The organism is Dactylosporangium sp. McL0621 (assembly GCF_049995355.1).
Classification (GTDB): Bacteria; Actinomycetota; Actinomycetes; order Mycobacteriales; family Micromonosporaceae; genus Dactylosporangium.
The window spans coordinates 10192912-10212316 of record NZ_CP188259.1; the positions used below are offsets into that span (position 1 = coordinate 10192912).

Sequence of the window (19405 nt, forward strand, 5' to 3'; positions counted from 1 at the left end):
AACTGCGGAAAGCCCCTACTACAGCCGCCGCTCGGCCTGCTGCGCGATGACCTCGCGCGCCAGCTGACGGTAGTTGCGCGCCCCCGACGACGACGGGTCGAGCGTGGTGATGGGGGCACCGGCGACCGTCGACTCCGGGAACTTCACGGTCTTGGTGATGACCGTCTGGTACACCTTGTCGCCGAACGCCTCCACGACGCGCTGGAGCACCTGGCGGCAGTGGGTGGTGCGGCTGTCGTACATGGTCGCGAGGATGCCCTCGAGCTCCAGGTCGAAGTTGAGCCGCTCGCGCACCTTGTCGATCGTGTCCAGCAGCAGCGCCACGCCGCGCAGCGAGAAGAACTCGCACTCCAGCGGGATCATGACGCCGTGCGCCACGGTGAGCGCGTTGATCGCCAGCAGGCCGAGGGACGGCTGGCAGTCGATCAGGATGTAGTCGTACTCCTTGAGCACCGGCCGCAGCACGCGCGCCAGGGCCATCTCGCGCGCGACCTCGGTGACGAGCTGGATCTCGGCCGCCGAGAGGTCGATGTTCGCGGGCAGCAGGTGCAGCCCGGCGATGTCCGTTTTGATCCGGATGTCCTCGACCGTCACGTCGGAGTCCATCAGGATGTTGTAGATCGTGAGATCGAGGTTGTGGGGGTTGACACCGAGGCCGACCGAGAGCGCGCCCTGCGGGTCGAAGTCGACGAGCAGCACCCGCCGCCCGTACTCCGCGAGCGCCGCGCCGAGGTTGATGGTCGACGTGGTCTTGCCGACGCCGCCCTTCTGGTTCGCCATGGCGATGATCCGCGCCGGGCCGTGCCGGTCCATCGGCATCGGTTCGGGGATCGGCTTGCGCATCGTGTACGCGGTCGGGTCGGCCGGCCCGAGCTCCGCACCGAGGTCAAGCGAGGCCTGCTCGGCGCGCATCGTGGTGGTCCACGACTCCGCCTGGTCGCCCATGCCTGTCATCGCTGGTCTTCGCCCCTCCCGGCGGCGCTGTCTCCACCCGGGGACCGAATCGGCGTCGGCCTTCAGGGGGAGCGAGTCAGCCGTTGCCCGACTCTACCGTCCCTGCAGGGTACATATCGCGCCGCACGCCCGGCGTGTCGCGAAGCTCATCGTTGGGTACCTTCATTGCCGTGTTGGGACCAGGGGACGTGCTCGGCGACCGGTACCGCCTCGACGAGTTCGTCGCCAGCGGCGGCATGGGGCAGGTGTTCCGCGCCACCGACAAGACGCTGGGCCGCACCGTGGCCGTGAAAGTGCTGCTACCGGGCCACGTCAGCAACGAGGAGTTCGGCCGCCGCTTCCGCTCCGAGGCCCGGATCATGGCCTCGTTCGGCCACCCCGGCGTCGTCGGCGTGTACGACTACGGCGAGACCCCCGAGGGCACGCTGTTCCTGGTGATGGCGTTCGTGGACGGCCGCCCGCTGGGCGAGCGCATCAACGCCGAGGGCACCCTGTCGGTCGGCGAGACGCTCGGCATCGTGGCCCAGGCGGCCGACGCGCTGCACGCGGCCCACGAGAAGGGGATCATCCACCGCGACGTCAAGCCCAACAACCTCCTGGTCGGCGCGAACGGCGCGGTGACGCTCGTCGACTTCGGCGTGGCCCGCTCCGCCGCCGTCACCTCGGTGACGAAGGTGAGCGCCGTCATCGGCACCGCGCTGTACATGTCCCCCGAGCAGGCGTCGGGCAAACCGATCTCGCCGTCGGCGGACATCTATGCGCTGGGCGTGGTCGCGTACCACTGCCTGACCGGCGCCCCGCCGTTCACCGGCAACTCCCCGCTCGAGATCGCCATCAAGCACCTGCAGGACGAGCCGCCTCCGCTGCCCGAAACCCTGCCGGCGGCGACGCGGGCACTCATCGAGCGCGCGATGTCGAAGGACCCGCAGGACCGCTACCCGACCGCCGCCGCCATGGCGTCCGCGGCCCGAGCCGCCCGCGACGCGACGTCGGAAGACCCGGCCCTGGTACCCGCGATGCGCTCCTCGGCCCCCACGACGATCATCACCACCCCGGGCGGCACCCCCGCCGACGACGGCCCGGGAGGGCGCCCGCTCTGGGTCCCGATCCTCGCCACGGCGGCCGTGATCGCCCTGGTGGCGGGCGTGGTCCTGGCCGTGATCGCCTTGACGCGCAACGTGCTGGACCCGAGCTACCCGGACGCCCATACCTCCCCGTCGACGACGGCGACGATCTCGACGACGGGCAAGGCCCCGGGCGTCCCGAACGCGTCACACGCCCCGACGCCGGGCGCCTCGGCGGGTGGCAACAGCGCTACGAACACCGCGCCGCCGAGCTCGCCGGCTCCTGGCACGCAGCCGGCTTCCTCTGCGCCGCCGGTTACGCGTACCACTACGCCGCCGGCGCCGACCACGGATGTTCCTACCCCGCCTCCGGCGTCGGTGGAGGCTACTGCCGTCGTCGGCGGCTGAGGCCGTTCTTGGGCGAAATGTCCGACACTTCGTGATCGGACATTTCGGATTTATACCCCGACGGGTCTTTTACTTGGACGAGGGGCTGAAAAACGACGCTCGGCCGATGGTGCGCGGTGCCTTCGGCCCCGCAATGTGTAAGCGTGGTCCCGGTTCATCGTTTGTTTGCTGCCGGGTTCGTGCGGGTCATCATTCGGTGGTCCCGTTTGGGCAGCGGGGGCCGAAACAGAGCGGGCCTCGCACCGACGCCGCCTGAATGCTCCGTCGAGCAAACAGAATGCCCAGCGCCGTCGGATGGGGAATCGGCGGAGCCGACCATCACGGACGCCGAAGTGGATTGCGCGTCATCGCACACCGCCACGATTGCGCCGCGCCGCCGGTGTATCAATGCGCGCAGCAATCGACCAGTTTCCGTGCCGACCGGTGAGATGCGCATTCGCCGATATCCGCAACGACAAGGGCGGCGGCTCCCCGAATCCACGAGTCTGCCATGAAATATCACGATAAAACCGACATGTCGCGGCACGGAGCGCCCGACATGTCGAGCTGGGCGGAAAACGGGAGGCAATGTACCAATTGGCGGGCCCGGCGGGCGACGAAAAATCCCCCGTTCGTGTGCAACCCTCTCCAGGGCGCTTGCGTCTACCCCCGGACGAAGGGAGCCCGAACGGGTGAACCAAGACGACGAGGCGCACTTCCGCGAATTCGTCACCGCGCGATTCGACGGGCTGCGCTCGCTCGCCTACCTGACGTGCGGGGACTGGCACGCCGCGGAGGACGCGGTCGCCGCCTCGCTGGCGAAGCTGTATGTGCGCTGGACGAAGGTCGACACCCCGCTGGCGTACGTGCGGCGGGCGATCGTGCACGCCCTGGTCGACGAGTCGCGGCGGCCCTGGCGGCGGCGCGAGCGGTCGGCCGGGTACGCGCTGCCCGAGCTGCCCGGGCCCGACCACGCCGATCAGGTCGACGAGCGGCTCCGGATCCGCGCCGCGCTCGCCCGTATGGCACCCGGCCAGCGCGCCGTGCTGGTGCTGCGGTACTACGAGGGACTGAGCGTTGAGGAGACCGCCGAGGTGCTCGGCCGCCAGCCGGGGACCGTCAAGAGTCAGACCGCCCGCGGGCTCGCCGCCCTCCGCGCGCTGCTCGGCACGGAAGAGCTCCGTGTCCGGGACGACGTTGCGGGGGGCCCTGCAGCGGGTGGTATCGGGATCGGCCACGACCAGGATGGGAGGGAAGGGCATGGAACAGGATCTGCACACGCTGCTGACGTCGGTCCGGGACGACGCGCCGCCACCGCGGCTCAGCGTTGACGACATCACCGCCGCGGGGCGGCACCTGGTGCGGCGCCGCCGGCGTATGGCCCTGCTCTCCTCGGTCGGCGGCGGCACGGTCACGGCGATCGCGGCGGTCACCGCGGCGCTCATGCTCACCGGCACGCCCCGCGCGCTGACCCCGGCCGTCGACCCGAGCGCGCTGCCCAGCGCCTCGCCGGCGCTTACCGAGTTCGCCGAGGCGCCCGCGTTCGTCACGACGTACCAGGGCTACAAGGCCGGGCCGTACATCGTCAGCGCCCCCGACCTGGTCACCAACGCCTACCAGCAGTCCTCGATCGACCCCGGCCCGGGGCCCGAGCCGACGGAGCCGGCGGAGCCCGCGCAGCCGCCGGCGACGGCCAACCCGTCGGCGAGCCGGGCATCCGACGTCTCGAGGGGGGGAACCCTGGTGGTGTACCGCCCCGGCGCCTTCGAACCCGCCCTGTTCGAGAAGGGCGGCGAGAAGATCCAGGTCGGCGACGGCGATGTGGGGTTCCTCGCCTACTCCGGCGGCCCGACCGGCCCGTCGATACCGCCCGCGACCGCCAAGGCGATGTACGGCCGCAACGCCCTCGTGCCGACGCTCGCCTGGCAGTACACCGACGGCGCCTGGGCCGCGATCTACTGGACGGCCTGGGAGAACGTCCCGGGCCGCGACGAGCTGCTCACGATCGCCGACGGCCTGACCCCGAGCGCGCCGCGGCAGTTCCCGGTGGCGTTCCAGGCGGCGACGGTGCCGCGGGGCTATCAGCTGCTGACCGCGAGCTACGGCGAAGACGTGCCTAGCGACGAGCCGGCCGCCTCGGCGGTCCGCCTGACGCTGAAGCCTCCGCCGCTGCCGCTGTACGAGCCGTACAACTTCGACGACCTGACGACGCTGACCCTCGCGACCGGCCGGTCCTACGCCGGGGCGAAGATGGCGGGGCGGCTCGACTGCAACGGCCAGGTGCGGTGCACGCGGATCCTCGGCGACGGCGACGTGTTCGTCTCCGGCGAGGTCACCAACTCGAAGCCGTCGGCCTCCCTCACGCAGATCACGCTGGCCATCAAGCCCGTGGACCCGGACGACCCCGGCGCCTGGCTGCCGGCCGTGAAGGTGTTCGGGAGCCAGTAGAGCCAGACAGCAGCCAGTAGAGCCAGACAGCAGAGCCAGAAAAAAGGCACCCCGGCCGAAAACTCGCGTGCGCGAACGGCCGGGGTGCTGCTACGGTCGACGCATGCGTTTCTGAGCCCATCGACGCCGCGCGAGCCGCCGCTGCCCCGGGCAGCCGGTCGGCCCCCGTTGTGGGTTTCCTCTTTCCCGCTTCGTGTTACCGCGCGGCCGCCGCCTGTCAACCCGCCAGCCCGCATCCGCGAAGGAGACGCCAGCATGCCTGCTGTAGACGACGTACAGGAACCGGAGCCGGAAGAGACCGACGAGGACCGGCCCGCCAACCCGCTCGAGGCGATCCGCCGGGCCCAGGCCAACCGCACCTTCCCGACCGGAGGCGGCGGCCGGGGCGGCGGTGGCGTCGGCAAGGGCGGCAGCCCGAAGGCGCCGAGGATGTACAACCGCCACAAGTGAGTCAGTTCGACGGCTCCTGATTGATCGACACGGCCCGGCCATGGTCTCCGAAGACCGCCGGGCCGTTCGTCGTCAGGGTGTCGATGCGGTAGGTGTTGCCCGAGGCCGCCGGGCCGGCCGGCGGCGGGGCCGAGGGCGCGAAGTCGGCCAGGACCCGCGCCAGGTCGAGCGGCGCCGCGCCGGGCACGCGAACCCAGGCGGCCTGGTCGAACCCCTTGTCGGCCAGCTCGATGCGGACCGGGGTGAAGGCCTCCGGCGCCAGGTCCTCGTACCGCTGCGCGACCACGTCGTCGTAGACCTGCTCGGAGACGATCAGCGCCGCCCCCGCCGCCGGGAACGCGGCCAGCGCGAGCTTCAGCGGGCGCGCGTCGACGAGCCGGCTCACCACGACCGCCGCCGCGCCCGGGAACCCGAGCGCCCCGTCGAGGTGGACCAGCCCGACGTGCACCGCGACCCGCACCCGGATGTGCCGCTCGCCGGGGAGCCCGGCGTTGCGCGCGCGCAGCAGCTCGTCGAGCGTGGTGGCGAGGTGCGCGACGACCCGCGGCTCCGAGGCCGCGGCCGGCAGCACCGCCAGCTCGCCGTCGCCGGCCGCCTGGGTGAGCCAGGCGCCGCGGTCGAGCCCGAGCCGCTCCGCCGCCTCCGCGAGGGTCAGGTGGAAATCCTCCTGGATGCGGTACTGCAGCAGATTCTCCCGCCGCGAGTACTTCTCGACGTCGACCGCGACGAGGATGCGGCGCTGCGGCTCCGGTGAGGCAGATGCGGTCATGCCCTCCACATGTAGTGCACCCCGAACCGGATTCCAGTCGGCAAACGGACCATTTTTCACAACACGCCCGTGAGGTACCGCTGGACCGTCGCCCCCACCCGCTCGACCACGGTCTCCGTCGTCATCGCCGCGACCGGCGGGATGCGCAGGATGTGCCGGCACATGGCCAGCCCGAGCATCTGGGTCGCGAGCAACCCGGCCCGCTGCGAGGCCTCGGCCCGGTCGCCGCCGGACAGGCGCAGCACGATCGGCACGATCTGCTCCCGGAAGACGTCCCGGACCCGCTCGGCGACGGTCTCGTCGGTGGCCGCGGAGCGCAGCAGCGTCAGCAGCACGTCGCCGGTCGGGTCCTCCTCCCAGCGGCGCACCCAGTGCCGGACGAGCTCCGGCCCGATGCGCTCCGGCGGCAGCTCCGACACGTCCGGCATACGCAGGTCGATGTCGACGGCCGCGGCGAAGAGGCGCTCCTTGCTGCCGTAGTACCGCATCACCATCGACGGGTCGATCGCGGCGTCGGCGGCGATCGCCCGGATGGTGGCCCGCTGGTAGCCGTCCTCGGCGAAGCGGACCCGGGCGGCCTTCAGGATGGCGGCGCGCGTGGCGTCGGAGCGGCGAGTCATGCCGACCACTGTAGGCCAACAAGCGTTGGCAAACGCTAGCGAGCCCGCGGGTGGGCGGTGGCGTACACCTCGCGCAGGTGCTCGACGGTCACGAGCGTGTACACCTGGGTCGTGGTCACCGACGCGTGCCCGAGCAGCTCCTGCACGACCCGGATGTCGGCCCCGCCGTCGAGCAGGTGGGTGGCGAACGAGTGGCGCAGCGTGTGCGGCGACACCCCGGACGGCCCGTCGACCGGCAGCCCGGCGCGGTCGGCGGCCTTGCGCAGGATCGTCCACGCGCTCTGCCGCGACAGCGGGCCCCCGCGGGCGTTGAGGAACACGTGCGGCACCCCGGTCCCGTGGGCGGCCAGCGCCGGGCGGGCACGGACCAGGTACGCGTCGAGGGCCGCGCGCGCGTAGCTGCCCATGGGCACGAGCCGGGTCTTGCCGCCCTTGCCGTGCAGGGTCGCCATTCCCGGCCGGGCGTCGAGGTCGAGGTCGTCCACGGCGGTCCCGACCGCCTCGGAGATGCGGGCGCCGGTGCCGTACAGGAACTCGAGCAGTGCCGTGTCGCGCAGGTCGAGCGGGCCGCCCTGGGTGGCCTCCGGCACGGCCAGCAGCCGGCCGACCTGGTCGACGTCGAGCGCCTTGGGCAGGCGCTTGGGCAGCTGCGGCGGCTTCACCTCGCGCGCCGGGTCGTCCGGGGTGAGCCCCTCGAGCAGGGCGAAGCGGTGCAGGCCGCGCACGGCGCTGGCGGCCCGGGCGGCCGAGGACGCCGACAGCGGCGGGGCGTCGCCGGCGGGCGCGCGCAGGTCGGCGACGTGGGCGGCGATGTCGCGCGCGGTCACGTCGGCGAGGTCGGCGAGGCCCGCCGCGACCAGCCAGTCGACGTAGCGGTCGAGGTCGCGGCGGTACGACGCCAGGGTGTTGGCGGCCAGCGCCCGCTCCACCGTGAGGTGGTCCAGGTAGGAGTCGACGGTGCGGCGCAGGTCCACCATGGTGTTCTATGCCAGCACGGCGTCCAGGGCAACGTGGCTCATGCCGTGCGCCTCGGCGACGGGGCCGTAGGTGACCGCGCCGTCGTGCGTGTTGAGGCCGAGGGCCAGGGCCCGGTCGCTGCGCAGGGCGTCGCGCCAGCCGCGGTTGGCCAGCTCCAGCGCGTACGGCAGGGTCACGTTGGTCAGCGCGTAGGTGCTGGTGTGCGGCACCGCGCCGGGCATGTTCGCCACGCAGTAGAAGAGCGAGTCGTGCACCCGGTAGGTCGGCTCGTCGTGCGTGGTCGGCCTGGAGTCCTCGAAGCAGCCGCCCTGGTCGATGGAGATGTCGACGAGCACGCTGCCGGGCTTCATGCGCTTGACCAGGTCGTTGCTGATGAGCTTCGGGGCCTTCGCCCCGGGCACGAGCACCGCGCCGATCACGAGGTCGGCGTCCAGGACCGCCTTTTCGATCTCGTACCCGTTCGAGGCGATCGTCTGCAGGTGCCCCTTGTAGATGGCGTCGGCGCCGCGCAGGCGGGCGATGTTCTTGTCCAGCAGGAGCACTTCGCCCTGCATGCCCACCGCGATCGCGGCCGCGTTGAGCCCGGAGACGCCGGCGCCGATGACGACGACCTTGGCCGCGTAGACGCCGGACACGCCGCCGAGCAGCACGCCGCGCCCGCCGCCCGCGCGCATGAGGTGGTAGGCGCCGACCATCGGGGCCAGCCGCCCGGCGACCTCGGACATCGGGGCGAGCAGCGGCAGCGAGCGGTCCGGCAGCTCGACGGTCTCGTAGGCGATGCCGGTGACCTTGCGGTCGATGAGCGCCTGCGTGCAGTCGCGGGACGCGGCCAGGTGCAGGTAGGTGAAGAGGACCTGCCCGGCGCGCATCCGGTGGTACTCCTCGGCGATGGGCTCCTTGACCTTCAGGACGAGGTCGCCCTCGCCCCACACGTCGTCGGCGGTCGGCAGGATGGCGGCGCCGGCCTCGCGGTACTCCTGGTCGGTGATCGACGAGCCCTCGCCGGCCCCGGACTGGACGAAGACGTCGTGCCCGTTCGCGGCGAGCTCGTGGACGCCGGCGGGCGTGATGGCCACGCGGTACTCGTGGTTCTTGACCTCGCGCGGAATTGCGACCTTCACGTTGATGACCCCTCTCCACTCAGCGCCTCATTGCGCTGTGTGTACAAGGCGGAGTTTATGGCCCTTCACCTCTACCCATCGGCCGCACAGTGTGAACTCCTGAGCAGCGGGATTGACAGGTTGTACGGGCGCCACCGTGATCTATGCTGTGCGGCCATGACCGTCTACGGCGGGCCCCGCCCCTCGCTGCCCGGGCCCCGGCCCGACAAGGTGCTGCTCGGCGCGGCCGGCGTCGCCGTGCTCGCGGTCATCGCGGGCATCGTCTTCGCGGTCCAGGCGTTCATGTCCGACGACCCGCAGTCGACGAGCGCGCAGCAGGCCCCGCCGAGCGCCGGCGCCGAGTCCTCGGCCCCGGCCGCCGCCCCGCCGTCGTCGCCCGCTCCCCCGCCGAGCCCGACCCCGAGCCCGTCGCCGCCCCCGAAGAAGGCCGCGCTGCTGGCCGCGAAGCCGTCGCTGATGCGCCCCGACCACTCGGGCCTGTGCCTGCAGGCCAACGGGGGCAACGGCGGCAACACCACCCAGCAGGGGTGCGACGGCAACAACCCCACGGAGCTGTGGGTACCGCAGGCGATCGGCGACTCCCAGGACACCTTCCAGTTCGTCAACGCCGCCGACAACCGGTGCCTGAGCGTGGCCAACAACGCCAAGGACAACTTCGCGCAGGTGTGGCTGTGGGACTGCCACGCCGACATCGGCCAGCTGTGGAAGCTGGTGCCCGACAACGGCGCGTACCGCCTGCTCAACCCCAACAGCAACCGCTGCCTGACCATCGAGAGCGGCAACCCCGCGCCCGGCGCCGTCGCGCGCATCTTCGACTGCAACGGCCAGCCCGACGAGCGCTACCGCTTCCAGCCCCTGGGCTAGCCGTCGCGGAACACGGTCGCGGCCAGGCCGTCGAGCAGGGTGCGCAGGCCGAGTTCGAAGATGCGGTCCAGGTCGAGGTCGTAGCCGCCGGCCGCGGTGAAGTCCCGCAGGAGCGCGGCGAAGCCGGGGTAACGGCCGGTGGCGGCGATGCCCTCCAGGGCCGGGCCGTGCACTCGCGACCGAGAACCCCGGCGGCCCGGCCGCCCCCGAATCCATCGACCGGGCCAAGAACGGGATCACGCTCTGAGCAGGGCGACCGCCACGGTCAGCAGCGAGCCGGCCGAGGCGACGCTGCGCACCAGGTTCCAGCCCACCCACGGCCCCTCGAACGCCTGGCGGACCGCGGCGGGGTCGGCGATCGCCGCGACCGGCCCGGCGGCGTCGAGGGTGTTGTTCATCGGCACGTTCAGCGCGGCGGTGACGACGAAGACGATGCCGTACAGCACCAGCGTCGCCAGCAGCCACGGCAGCGGCGCGCGCCGGGCCGCCGGGAGGTGCAGCAGCACCGCGACGACCGTCAGCAGCAGGGCGCCGACGTACACGGTCAGGAACCAGCCGTTGAGGATCGACGTGTTGATCTTCTGCATCACGTCGATGAAGGTGCGGTCCTCGACCTTGTGCAGGGCGAGCATGACCGAGGTGGAGTAGGCGAAGAAGACGCCGGCCGAGAGGCCGACGAGCAGCGTGGTGGCGGCGAGGACGACGTTTCTCATGCATCTCAGTGAATCGGCCGCGGCTGAGACGCACCATGGCCGAGGCGCGCCGATCCATAAGCCACCGTCTACGGTGGGGGCGTGGACGCGCTCACCGCACTGCTCGACGGCCCCCGGGCCCGCGGCGCCTTCCTGCTCCGCTCCGTCCTGACGCCACCGTGGTCGCTGCGCATCCGCGACGAGGCCGCCCTGGCCGTCGCGGCGGTGGTGCGCGGGGAGGCGTACTACGTCGGCGACCCCGATCCCGGTTCGGGGGTGGGCGAGGTGATGGCCGCGGGAGCGGGTGACGTGATGGTGATCCGCGGGCCGGAGCCGTACACGGTCGCCGAGCCACCCGGCGCCGCCCCGCAGATCGTGATCCATCCGGGCCAGCGCTGCACCACCCCGGACGGCGTGGACCTGGCCGAGCAGATGCACCTCGGGGTGCGCACGTGGGGTACCGATCCCGACGGCCCGACGCTCATCCTCACCGGCGCCTACCAGCTCACCGGCGAGGTGAGCCGGCGGCTGCTCACGGCCCTGCCGCGGGTGCTCGTGGTGCACCGCGCCGAGTGGGACACGCCGCTGGTGCCGCTGCTGGCCGACGAGATCGCCAAGGACCGGCCCGGCCAGGAGGCGGTGCTCGACCGGCTGCTCGACCTGATGCTCATCACCGCGCTGCGGATCTGGCTGGCCCGGCCCGGCTCGGGCGCCCCGGGCTGGTACCGCGCCCAGTCCGACCCGGTCGTCGGCCCGGCCCTGCAGCTGCTGCACCACAACCCCGCGCTGCCCTGGACGGTCGCCGGGCTGGCCGCGAAGGTCGGCGTGTCCCGGGCGCTGCTGGCCCGGCGCTTCGGCGAGCTGGTGGGTGAGCCGCCGATGGCCTACCTGGCCGGCTGGCGGCTCGCGCTCGCCGCCGATCTGCTGCTCGAGCCGGACGCGACGCTCGGCGCGGTCGCCCGCCGGGTCGGCTACGGCAGCGCCTTCGCGCTGAGCGCCGCGTTCAAGCGTGTCCGCGGGGTGTCACCGCAGGCCCATCGGGAACAATGCTCGGCATGACCCTGCCCGACACCTGCCCCTGCGGCCTCGGCGAGCCCTACGACGAGTGCTGCGGGAAGTACCACCACGGCGCGGAGCCGCCGAGCGCCGAGCTGCTGATGCGGGCGCGGTACTCGGCGTATGTCGTGGGCGACCGCAAGTTCCTGCTGCGCACCTGGCACGAGCGGACCAAGCCGCGCGCGCTGACGCTGGAGTCGGACCAGAACTGGCAGGGGCTGACGATCCTCGACCGCGAGGGCGGCGGGCTGTTCGACACCGAGGGCGTCGTGGAGTTCCAGGCCCGGTTCGTCACCGACGGCCGGTCGGGCAGGATGCACGACCGGAGCCGGTTCCTCAAGGTCGGCGGCGCCTGGCGCTACCTCGACGAGCTCTGACGCTCCTTCCACTCGCGGTCGAGCATGGCGTAGATGTACTGGTCGCCGTACTCCCCCTTGAAGATCTCGTCCTCGACGAAGTGCGCCTCGCGGCGCATGCCGAGGCGGGTGAGCAGGCCCCAGGAGGGCGCGTTGCGGGTGTCGCAGGCGGCGTAGATCCGGTGCAGGCCGAGGCTCTCGAAGCCCAGGCCCAGCATCGCCTCGGCCGCCTCGCGGGCGTAGCCGTGGCCCTGGAAGGCGGGGCTCAGGGTGAAGCCGAGCTCGCCCTGCCGGTGTACGACGCTGGCCCAGCGCAGCACCACCTGCCCGACGACGCGCGGCTCGCCCGCGGGCGCCGCCTCCATGGCGAGGACCAGCCACTGGCCCTGCTCGGTGAGCGCGGTCTGGCCCTTGCGCCGGGCCAGCGCCGAGCGGGTCTCCTCCGGCGTGTGGACCTCCCAGTAGAGGTACCGCACCACGTCGGGGTCGCCGGTCATGAGGTGCAGGTCGTCGTAGTCGCCGTCGGCGAAGGGGCGCAGCGTGAGCCGCTCGGTGCGGATGGGGTACTCGGGTCGCAGCACGCGGGCAGACTAGTCCGGCAGGGCGCTGCTCAGCTTCACAATTGTTCCGGCCTCGCCGGTGGTCACGGCGACGTCGTCGACCAGGTGCCGGGCCAGCCACAGCCCGCGGCCGCTGATCGCGCTGCTGGGCGGCAGGGCGCCGTCGCCGCTGAGCCGCTCCTCGGGGATGCCCGCGCCCTTGTCCACGACCTCGCAGACCAGGGCCGCGCCGGTCAGCCACAGGCGCAGGGTCCCGCCGCCGCCGGCGTGGCGCACGGCGTTGGTGACGATCTCGTTGACCGCGAGCACGAAGTCCTCGAGCCGCTGCCCGGTCAGCCCCGCCCCGGCGGCACCGCGGCTCACGGCGTGACGGACCGGGGTGATGAGTGCGACGTCGAAGTCCTCGACCAGCAGCGCCGTCGTCTGAACGGCTTCAGCCACGGTGTCACCTTTCCGCTGCGTCTCGCCTCGCTGAGCGTACATCGCCCTTCTGCCGGGCCGGCGCCAAGTCACCCTCGGGTGCAAGGTGCAGAACGCGCCCCTCATGCTGGGGGCCATGGATGACGACCTGCGGGTGACCGATGACATCGCGCTGCCGCGGGCCGAGCTGAGCTGGCGGTTCAGCCGTTCCGGCGGCCCCGGCGGGCAGTCGGTGAACACCTCCGACTCGCGCGTCGAGCTCCGCTTCGACCTGCTCGCGACGGGTGCGCTGCCCGAGGCGCTCAAGGAGCGGGCGCTGGCGCGGCTGGCGGGCCGGCTCGTCGACGGGGTGCTGTCGATCACGGCGTCGGAGCACCGCTCGCAGCTGCAGAACCGCCGCGCGGCCGAGGAGCGCCTGGCCGCGGTCGTCGCGGCCGCGATCGCCCCGCCGCCCCGGGCGCGGAAACGCACAAAACCGTCCAAGGGCGCCGTGGAGCGTCGCCTGGAGTCGAAGCGGCACACGTCTCGGCGCAAGCAGCAACGCCGCCCGCCGGACGAGTGACAAAATACGGATATGACTCGCAAAATGGTCATTTCGGCGGCGACGGCGCTACTGCTCGCGGGCTGCGGCGGCACTGAACCGCCCGCGGCGCTGGCGAGCGAGCCGCCCGGCCACCCTCCGGAAACGGGCGCCTACCCGGGCGAGTCCAGCGCGGCGGCGATCCCGGCGGTCACCGGCCGGGCCGTCGAGCTCACCGGGTGGGAGGTGACCGTCTACTACACGGCGGTCCAGGGCCTGCACACCGACAAGGCCACCGAGGTCACCGGCTGCCCCACCATCGACTGCGGCAAGGGCCGCGACCAGCAGGCACTCGGCCGCTTCCCGGCCTCGTTCGTCAAGGCGGTCAAGGACGAGGGCACGGGCCGCACGAGCGACGGACGGTACCTCAACTGGTCCTACGACACCGGCTACTGGATGGACACCGCCCCGCGCGACACCGCCGGCCGCCCGCTGCGCCCCTGGGTCTCGGCCGCCGCCGACGCCGGCGCGCTCAAGGCCGGCAGCCGGTTCACCGTCCAGCGCTGCGGCACGGCCGAGGTCACCGCCGAGGTGTGCGGGAAGCTCAAGGCGCCGACGTGGACGATCGTCGACGAGTTCACGCCCGGCCTCGGCGGGAACAAGCACGTCGACGTGTACACCGGCGAGGAGACCGGGCCGGACTTCACCGGCTCGGACCTCTACACGACGCTGGAGAACGCGACGCTCTCCGCCATCAGGGCACAATGAGCGCATGAAGGTCATCGTCTTCGGGGCCACCGGCATGGTGGGCCAGGGCGTGCTGCGGGAATGCCTGCTCGCCGCCGACGTGTCCGAGGTCCTGGTGGTGACCCGGACCCCGACCGGCGTCAGCGACCCCAAGCTGCGCGAGGTCGTCCACGCCGACTTCACCGACTTCGCGGGCGTCGACTTCGGCGGGTACGACGCCTGCTTCTTCTGCCTCGGGGTGAGCTCCGTGGGCATGAGCGAGGCGGACTACACGCGCATCACGTACGACTACACGCTCGCCGCGGCCCGGCAGGCGGCCGCGCAGGCCCCCGGGATGGTGTTCGTCTACGTCTCCGGGGCCGGGACCAACCGGGACGGGCGGCAGATGTGGGCCCGCGTCAAGGGCCGCACCGAGGACGACGTCGCCGCGCTCGACCTGACCGGCTACGCGTTCCGGCCCGGCTTCATCCGCCCCGAGCACGGGGTGCGCTCCCGGGTCCGCTGGTACCACATCGCCTACACCGTCCTCAGCCCGCTCGCGGCGCTGCTGGTCCGCTTCGCGCCCGGCATCGCGACGAGCACCGGCCAGCTGGGCCGGGCGATGCTCATCGTGGCCCGCACCCGGCCCGGGCGGCGGACCTGGGAAAGTCGCGACATCGCCGCCGCCAGATAGCTCACCGTGCCCGGAAAATCACGCACGGACGTGTGACGCGTGTGACCTCCGGTGCGCCCTTCCGCACTGCCGTTTACCTGGTGTTAGGCTGAACTCCCGTGGATCGCTGACTCGGCAGCGTGACAAACCCCACGGGAGCAGGCTTTGTCCTCTGTAGCTCGGACCGGTGCCAGCCGTCAGGCCAAGCACATCTTCGTCACCGGGGGCGTCGCCTCCTCACTCGGCAAGGGCCTCACCGGCTCGAGCCTCGGCAGCCTGCTCAGCGCGCGCGGGCTACGGGTCGTCATGCAGAAGCTCGACCCCTACCTCAACGTCGACCCCGGCACGATGAACCCCTTCCAGCACGGCGAGGTGTTCGTCACCGAAGACGGAGCCGAGACCGATCTCGACATCGGCCACTACGAGCGCTTTCTCGACCAGGACCTGTCGCGCAACGCGAACGTGACCACGGGCCAGATCTACTCGGCGGTCATCGCCAAGGAGCGGCGCGGGGAGTACCTCGGCGACACCGTCCAGGTCATCCCGCACGTCACCAACGAGATCAAGGCCCGCATCCGCGCGATGTCGGAGCCCAACGCCGAGGGCGTGGCCCCCGACGTGGTGATCACCGAGGTCGGCGGCACCGTCGGCGACATCGAGTCGCTGCCGTTCCTCGAGGCGATCCGGCAGGTCCGCCACGACATCGGCCGCGACAACTGCTTCTTCCTGCACGTGTCGCTGGTGCCTTACCTGGCCCCGAGCGGCGAGCTGAAGACGAAGCCGACGCAGCACTCGGTCGCGGCCCTGCGCAGCATCGGCATCCAGCCCGACGCGCTGGTCTGCCGCTCCGACCGGGAGATCCCGGAGAAGACCAAGAACAAGCTGGGGCTGTACTGCGACGTCGACGCCGAGGCCGTGGTCTCCGCGCCCGACGCGCCCTCGATCTACGACATCCCGCGCGTGCTGCACGAGGAGGGGCTGGACGCCTACGTCGTGCGGCGCCTGGGCCTGTCGTTCCGGGACGTCGCCTGGAAGAAGTGGGACGACCTGCTCGACCGGGTCCACCACCCGCGCCAGACGGTCACGGTGGCGATCGTCGGCAAGTACGTCGACCTGCCCGACGCGTACCTCTCGGTCACCGAGGCCGTGCGCGCCGCCGGGTTCGCCCACCGCGCCCGGGTCGAGATCCGCTGGGTGCCCAGCGACGCCTGCACCACCCCGGCCGGCGCGGCCCAGGCCCTCGCGGGCGTCGACGGCGTCGTCATCCCGGGCGGCTTCGGCGTGCGCGGCATCGAGGGGAAGATCGGCGCGGCGCAGTACACCCGCGAGCGCGGCATCCCCACCCTCGGCCTGTGCCTGGGCCTGCAGTGCATGACCATCGAGGTGCTGCGCCACGTGGCCGGCATCCCGGGCGCCAACTCGCTGGAGTTCGACCCGGAGGCGAGCGAGCCGGTCATCTCCACCATGGCCGACCAGCACGACATCGTCGCCGGCAAGGGCGACCTCGGCGGCACCATGCGGCTGGGCGCCTACCCGGCCGTGCTCACCCCGAAGACGCTGACCGCGGAGGCGTACGCCGCCACCGAGGTCTCCGAGCGCCACCGGCACCGCTACGAGGTCAACAACGCGTACCGCGAGGCGATGACCGGCGCCGGCCTGCTCATCTCCGGCACCTCCCCCGACGGGCGGCTTGTCGAGTTCGTCGAGCTCGACCGCGAGCAGCACCCGTTCTTCGTGGCCACCCAGGCCCACCCGGAGCTCAAGAGCCGCCCGACCCGGGCGCACCCGCTGTTCGCCGCGTTCGTCGGCGCCGCGGTCGCCTACAACGCGGCCGACCGCCTGCCGGTCGAGCTGGAGACGGTGGACGCATGACGACGTACGAGGTTCGCTCGCACACCGAGCGGCTGCGCAACCGGGTCTTCTCGGTCGTCACCGACGCCGTCGAGATGCCCGGCGGCGAGGTCGTCGACCGCGACTACATGGTGCACGTCGGCGCGGTCGGCGTCGTGGCCCTCGACGGCGAGGGGCGGGTCGCGCTCGTGCGGCAGTACCGCCCCGCCGTCCGCCAGGTGCTGTGGGAGCTGCCGGCCGGCCTCATCGACGTGCCCGGCGAGGCCCTGGTCGACGCGGCCGCGCGCGAGCTGGCCGAGGAGGCCGACCTCGTCGCGGGCCGCTGGGACCTGCTGGCCGAGGTGCACACCACCCCCGGCTGCTCCAACGAGAAGATCCGCCTCTTCCTCGCCCGCGACGTCGGCCCGAAGCCGGACGGGGACGCCTACGAGCGCACCCACGAGGAGGCCGACCTGGAGCTGCACTGGGTCGACCTCGACGAGGCCGTGACCATGGCCCTGTCCGGCGAGATCACCAACGCCGCCTGCGTGATCGGCATCCTCGGCGCGGCCCAGGCGCGGGCCCGCGACTGGAAGACGCTGCGCCCGGCCGCCGAGGCCGAGTGACCGCGCAGGAACTCGCCGAGGCCTGCGCCGCCGCCCTGTTCGCCGCAGACACCGCGTCACAGTCTCTGGGCGTCCGGATCGGCGGCGTGGGCCCGGGCCGCGCCACGGCCACCATGACGGTGACGGCGGGGATGCTCAACGGCCACGCCATCGGCCACGGCGGCTACGTCTTCCTGCTGGCCGACACGGCGTTCGCGTTCGCGTGCAACACGTACGACCGGGTGACGGTCGCGGCGGGCGCGGACGTGTCGTTCCTGGAGCCGGCGCGGGCGGGCGACGAGCTGACCGCGACGGCGGTGGAGCGGTCGCGCCGCGGCCGGTCGGGGCTCTACGACGTGACCGTGCACCGCGCCGACGGCACCGTGCTGGCCGAGTTCCGCGGGCGTTCGCGCAGCTCCGGTACGCCCATCCTCGGCCCGTCAGGGCACTAGCGACTGCGTGCCCAGGACGACGGCGAGGGCCAGGCGGTCGGCGTCCGCGGTGCCGGGCTCGGCGGTGTAGACGGTGATGCGCAGGTCGTCCTGGGCGACGATCAGCGTGTCACAGTCGAGGGTGATCCGCCCGACCGCGGGGTGGTCGATGGTCTTGCGCCGGGACGGTTCGGCCGGCGGCGGCGGGGCCTCGGCGTCCCAGAGCTCCGCGAACCGCGGGCTGCCGGCGGCGAGGTCGGCGATCAGGCGCCGCAGGGCGCGGTCGGCCGGGTAGCGCGAGGCCGTCAGGCGCAGGTCGGCCACGAGCCGGGCCTCGTGCTCGGCCTGCTCCCGCGGGGTGTGCACGACCCGCGAGGGCAGCCGGGCGACGTTGCGCCACACGGCGTTGCGTTCCCGGCCGCGCCAGGCGGTCGTCTCCCCCATCAGCGCGTCGTAGGGCGCGTTGGCCAGCACGAGCGTCCAGGTCGCGTCGTACACGACGACCGGGGTGTGCGCCAGGCGGTCGAGCAGCCGCTGCACGCTCGCGGTGACTCGCGACGGTACGACATCCGGCCCCGGCGCGGCGTGCCCGGCCAGCCGGTAGAGCAGGTCGCGCTCGGTGTCGGCCAGGCGCAGCGCCCGGGCCAGCGCCTCGACCACCTGCGCCGACGGCGTGGTCGCGCGCCCCTGCTCGAGGCGGGTCAGGTAGTCGGCCGAGATGCCGGCGAGCCCGGCCAGCTCCTCGCGGCGCAGCCCGCTGGCCCGGCGCCGGCGGCCGGCGGGAACGCCGACGGCCTCGGGCGTCACCCGGTCCCGCCAGCGGCGCACCGTCCGGCCGAAGTCCAACGCTTCCACGCGTTCCAGTCTGCGCGCGCCGCACGGGGTTGTCCTGGTCCTGGCAGTCCTACGAAAAACCGACGACTGCCTGCGCCGCGGCCGTTCCCGCAGCCTGGAGCCATGACCGAACCCGGAACCGCGCTGATCACCGGCCCGACCCGCAACCTGGGCCGCCACACCGTGCTCGCCATGGCCGACCGCCCACCGGCCCGGCGCCCCGACCTGCTGCTGGTGGGCCGCCCCGGCCGGGACCTGACCGCGGTGGCCGACGAGGCCCGCACCCGCGGCGCCCGCGTGCACGAGATCGGCGCCGACCTGTCGAGCCTGTCCGACGTGCGCGCCGCCGCGGCGACCGTGCGCGAGCTGCTGGCCGCCGGCACCGTACGGCCGCTGCGCGCCCTGGTCGCCAACGCCGGCATCATGTCGACCGACACCCGGCAGTCGTCGCGGGACGGCTACGAGCTGACGTTCGCGGTGAACTACCTCGCTCACGCCCAGCTGATCGGCGACCTGCTCGGCTCGCTGACGGCCCCGGCCCGGATCGTCCTGCTCGGCTCGAACACGTACCACGCGAACTTCTGGCGCCGGCTGCTGCACGTGGCCGCGGCCGAGTGGTCCGACCCGGTCGAGCTGGCCCGCCCGGCCCCCGCGACCCAGGCGCCGAGCCTGACCACCTCGGGCGTCGCCTACTCCAACGCCAAGCTGGCCCTGCTGTACTACGCCCACGAGCTGCAACGCCGCGCCGCTGACGGGGTGAACGTGTCGGTGTTCGAACCGGGCTGGATGCCGGGCACCGCGCTGGGCCGGGGCGCGCCGGCGGCGTTCCAGGCGATGAGCCGCGCCCTGGCCCGCATCCCCGGCGTGTCGACGCCCCAGCGCTCGGGCCCGCTGCTGGCCGCGATGGCCCTGGACGACCGGTGGGCCGGCCTGCGCGACGGCGCGTTCGTGGTGAAGACGAAGGTGACGCCGGTACAACCGGTGGCCCAGGACCGCGGCCGCGAGCGGCGCCTGTGGGAGGCGACGGCCGAGCTGGTCGGGTAGCCC

24 protein-coding genes are annotated in these 19405 nt (G+C 72.6%); 14 read left to right on the forward strand and 10 right to left on the reverse strand.

From position 1 onward, the window contains the following. Window positions 1-18 precede the first annotated feature (18 nt). On the reverse strand, window positions 19-954 hold the full coding sequence (locus ACPPVO_RS48185; RefSeq protein WP_033359452.1) for a ParA family protein: 936 nt from the start codon (window positions 952-954) through the stop codon (window positions 19-21). A 170-nt stretch (window positions 955-1124) separates the two neighbouring features. On the opposite strand from ACPPVO_RS48185, the gene ACPPVO_RS48190 reads away from it, so the two are divergent. The 4 genes from ACPPVO_RS48190 (at window position 1125) to ACPPVO_RS48205 (ending at window position 5303) form a co-directional block, all read left to right on the forward strand. Beyond that, entirely contained in the window at window positions 1125-2426 is a 1302-nt protein-coding gene (locus ACPPVO_RS48190; RefSeq protein WP_426505716.1) for a protein kinase domain-containing protein, read from the forward strand. A gap of 671 nt (window positions 2427-3097) precedes the next feature. Next, complete coding sequence (locus tag ACPPVO_RS48195) at window positions 3098-3736, forward strand: SigE family RNA polymerase sigma factor (protein ID WP_360388509.1); 639 nt, start codon at window positions 3098-3100, stop codon at window positions 3734-3736. Beyond that, window positions 3666-4853 (forward strand): hypothetical protein, encoded by a 1188-nt coding sequence (locus ACPPVO_RS48200; RefSeq protein ID WP_426505719.1) that lies wholly within the window; start codon window positions 3666-3668, stop codon window positions 4851-4853. Before ACPPVO_RS48195 ends, ACPPVO_RS48200 begins: the two co-directional genes overlap by 71 nt. Before the next feature lie 255 nt (window positions 4854-5108). Then, window positions 5109-5303, forward strand: a complete 195-nt coding sequence (locus tag ACPPVO_RS48205) for a hypothetical protein (RefSeq protein ID WP_360388515.1) — start codon at window positions 5109-5111, stop codon at window positions 5301-5303. Window position 5304: 1 nt separating this feature from the next. Here the strand turns inward: ACPPVO_RS48205 and ACPPVO_RS48210 are convergent, their stop codons facing one another. The 4 genes from ACPPVO_RS48210 to ald are packed head-to-tail and all read right to left on the reverse strand — an operon-like array spanning window position 5305 to window position 8791. Continuing rightward, window positions 5305-6072 carry a hypothetical protein gene (locus ACPPVO_RS48210; RefSeq protein WP_426505721.1) on the reverse strand — a complete coding sequence of 256 codons (768 nt, stop codon included), beginning with the start codon at window positions 6070-6072 and terminating at the stop codon, window positions 5305-5307. 56 nt (window positions 6073-6128) lie between these two features. Beyond that, window positions 6129-6692 (reverse strand): TetR family transcriptional regulator, encoded by a 564-nt coding sequence (locus tag ACPPVO_RS48215; protein WP_426505723.1) that lies wholly within the window; start codon window positions 6690-6692, stop codon window positions 6129-6131. A gap of 35 nt (window positions 6693-6727) precedes the next feature. Next, entirely contained in the window at window positions 6728-7669 is a 942-nt protein-coding gene (locus ACPPVO_RS48220; protein ID WP_426505725.1) for a site-specific tyrosine recombinase XerD, read from the reverse strand. Between the two features lie 6 nt (window positions 7670-7675). Further along, window positions 7676-8791 carry an alanine dehydrogenase gene (gene ald, locus ACPPVO_RS48225; protein WP_426505726.1) on the reverse strand — a complete coding sequence of 372 codons (1116 nt, stop codon included), beginning with the start codon at window positions 8789-8791 and terminating at the stop codon, window positions 7676-7678. Between the two features lie 156 nt (window positions 8792-8947). Here ald and ACPPVO_RS48230 point away from each other — a divergent pair, with 156 nt between their 5' ends. Beyond that, on the forward strand, window positions 8948-9655 hold the full coding sequence (locus tag ACPPVO_RS48230) for an RICIN domain-containing protein (protein WP_426505727.1): 708 nt from the start codon (window positions 8948-8950) through the stop codon (window positions 9653-9655). Here the strand turns inward: ACPPVO_RS48230 and ACPPVO_RS48235 are convergent. Continuing rightward, a complete protein-coding gene (locus ACPPVO_RS48235) occupies window positions 9652-9828 on the reverse strand; it encodes a TetR/AcrR family transcriptional regulator C-terminal domain-containing protein (RefSeq protein ID WP_426505729.1) in 177 nt (58 codons plus the stop codon). The genes ACPPVO_RS48230 and ACPPVO_RS48235 overlap by 4 nt on opposite strands. A gap of 63 nt (window positions 9829-9891) precedes the next feature. Then, window positions 9892-10368 carry a DUF1772 domain-containing protein gene (locus ACPPVO_RS48240; protein WP_426505730.1) on the reverse strand — a complete coding sequence of 159 codons (477 nt, stop codon included), beginning with the start codon at window positions 10366-10368 and terminating at the stop codon, window positions 9892-9894. An 81-nt stretch (window positions 10369-10449) separates the two neighbouring features. Between ACPPVO_RS48240 and ACPPVO_RS48245 the strand changes: the two genes are divergently transcribed. Further along, complete coding sequence (locus ACPPVO_RS48245; protein ID WP_360388541.1) at window positions 10450-11406, forward strand: AraC family transcriptional regulator; 957 nt, start codon at window positions 10450-10452, stop codon at window positions 11404-11406. After that, window positions 11403-11780 carry a YchJ family protein gene (locus ACPPVO_RS48250; protein ID WP_426505732.1) on the forward strand — a complete coding sequence of 126 codons (378 nt, stop codon included), beginning with the start codon at window positions 11403-11405 and terminating at the stop codon, window positions 11778-11780. Before ACPPVO_RS48245 ends, ACPPVO_RS48250 begins: the two co-directional genes overlap by 4 nt. On the opposite strand, the gene ACPPVO_RS48255 is transcribed toward ACPPVO_RS48250, so the two are convergent. Beyond that, window positions 11762-12340, reverse strand: coding sequence for a GNAT family N-acetyltransferase (locus tag ACPPVO_RS48255; RefSeq protein ID WP_426505733.1), 579 nt, complete (start codon window positions 12338-12340; stop codon window positions 11762-11764). The two genes, ACPPVO_RS48250 and ACPPVO_RS48255, sit on opposite strands and share 19 nt — an antisense overlap. A 9-nt stretch (window positions 12341-12349) precedes the next feature. Further along, a complete protein-coding gene (locus ACPPVO_RS48260) occupies window positions 12350-12760 on the reverse strand; it encodes an ATP-binding protein (RefSeq protein ID WP_426505735.1) in 411 nt (136 codons plus the stop codon). 115 nt (window positions 12761-12875) lie between these two features. Here ACPPVO_RS48260 and arfB point away from each other — a divergent pair, with 115 nt between their 5' ends. The 6 genes from arfB (at window position 12876) to paaI (ending at window position 17545) form a co-directional block, all read left to right on the forward strand. After that, entirely contained in the window at window positions 12876-13301 is a 426-nt protein-coding gene (gene arfB, locus ACPPVO_RS48265) for an alternative ribosome rescue aminoacyl-tRNA hydrolase ArfB (protein ID WP_426505737.1), read from the forward strand. 12 nt (window positions 13302-13313) lie between these two features. Continuing rightward, window positions 13314-14027: a hypothetical protein gene (locus tag ACPPVO_RS48270; RefSeq protein WP_426505739.1), complete on the forward strand. Its 714-nt coding sequence runs from the start codon at window positions 13314-13316 to the stop codon at window positions 14025-14027. Between the two features lie 4 nt (window positions 14028-14031). Further along, window positions 14032-14679 (forward strand): epimerase, encoded by a 648-nt coding sequence (locus ACPPVO_RS48275; protein ID WP_426505740.1) that lies wholly within the window; start codon window positions 14032-14034, stop codon window positions 14677-14679. A gap of 144 nt (window positions 14680-14823) precedes the next feature. Further along, window positions 14824-16530: a CTP synthase gene (locus tag ACPPVO_RS48280; protein WP_426505742.1), complete on the forward strand. Its 1707-nt coding sequence runs from the start codon at window positions 14824-14826 to the stop codon at window positions 16528-16530. Then, entirely contained in the window at window positions 16527-17114 is a 588-nt protein-coding gene (locus tag ACPPVO_RS48285) for an NUDIX domain-containing protein (RefSeq protein WP_426505744.1), read from the forward strand. The genes ACPPVO_RS48280 and ACPPVO_RS48285 overlap by 4 nt, the downstream gene beginning before the upstream one ends. Continuing rightward, the gene (paaI, locus tag ACPPVO_RS48290; RefSeq protein ID WP_426505745.1) at window positions 17111-17545 is read left to right on the forward strand and encodes a hydroxyphenylacetyl-CoA thioesterase PaaI; all 435 of its coding nucleotides are present in this window, start codon (window positions 17111-17113) and stop codon (window positions 17543-17545) included. The genes ACPPVO_RS48285 and paaI overlap by 4 nt, the downstream gene beginning before the upstream one ends. On the opposite strand, the gene ACPPVO_RS48295 is transcribed toward paaI, so the two are convergent. Beyond that, a complete protein-coding gene (locus ACPPVO_RS48295) occupies window positions 17534-18379 on the reverse strand; it encodes a helix-turn-helix transcriptional regulator (protein ID WP_426505747.1) in 846 nt (281 codons plus the stop codon). The genes paaI and ACPPVO_RS48295 overlap by 12 nt on opposite strands. A gap of 102 nt (window positions 18380-18481) precedes the next feature. Here ACPPVO_RS48295 and ACPPVO_RS48300 point away from each other — a divergent pair, with 102 nt between their 5' ends. Then, window positions 18482-19402, forward strand: coding sequence for an SDR family NAD(P)-dependent oxidoreductase (locus ACPPVO_RS48300; protein WP_426505748.1), 921 nt, complete (start codon window positions 18482-18484; stop codon window positions 19400-19402). The last annotated feature ends 3 nt before the right edge of the window (window positions 19403-19405 follow it).

Coding starts and splice junctions, on each gene's coding strand:
- ACPPVO_RS48200 (WP_426505719.1), top strand. CDS start 3,666: ATGGAACAGGATCTGCACACGCTGCTGACGTCGGTCCGGGACGACGCG.
- ACPPVO_RS48250 (WP_426505732.1), top strand. CDS start 11,403: ATGACCCTGCCCGACACCTGCCCCTGCGGCCTCGGCGAGCCCTACGAC.
- ACPPVO_RS48230 (WP_426505727.1), top strand. CDS start 8,948: ATGACCGTCTACGGCGGGCCCCGCCCCTCGCTGCCCGGGCCCCGGCCC.
- ACPPVO_RS48275 (WP_426505740.1), top strand. CDS start 14,032: ATGAAGGTCATCGTCTTCGGGGCCACCGGCATGGTGGGCCAGGGCGTG.
- ACPPVO_RS48270 (WP_426505739.1), top strand. CDS start 13,314: ATGACTCGCAAAATGGTCATTTCGGCGGCGACGGCGCTACTGCTCGCG.
- ACPPVO_RS48215 (WP_426505723.1), bottom strand. CDS start 6,692: ATGACTCGCCGCTCCGACGCCACGCGCGCCGCCATCCTGAAGGCCGCC.
- ACPPVO_RS48240 (WP_426505730.1), bottom strand. CDS start 10,368: ATGAGAAACGTCGTCCTCGCCGCCACCACGCTGCTCGTCGGCCTCTCG.
- ACPPVO_RS48210 (WP_426505721.1), bottom strand. CDS start 6,072: ATGACCGCATCTGCCTCACCGGAGCCGCAGCGCCGCATCCTCGTCGCG.
- ACPPVO_RS48285 (WP_426505744.1), top strand. CDS start 16,527: ATGACGACGTACGAGGTTCGCTCGCACACCGAGCGGCTGCGCAACCGG.
- ACPPVO_RS48300 (WP_426505748.1), top strand. CDS start 18,482: ATGACCGAACCCGGAACCGCGCTGATCACCGGCCCGACCCGCAACCTG.
- ACPPVO_RS48220 (WP_426505725.1), bottom strand. CDS start 7,669: ATGGTGGACCTGCGCCGCACCGTCGACTCCTACCTGGACCACCTCACG.
- arfB (WP_426505737.1), top strand. CDS start 12,876: ATGGATGACGACCTGCGGGTGACCGATGACATCGCGCTGCCGCGGGCC.
- ACPPVO_RS48185 (WP_033359452.1), bottom strand. CDS start 954: ATGACAGGCATGGGCGACCAGGCGGAGTCGTGGACCACCACGATGCGC.
- ACPPVO_RS48205 (WP_360388515.1), top strand. CDS start 5,109: ATGCCTGCTGTAGACGACGTACAGGAACCGGAGCCGGAAGAGACCGAC.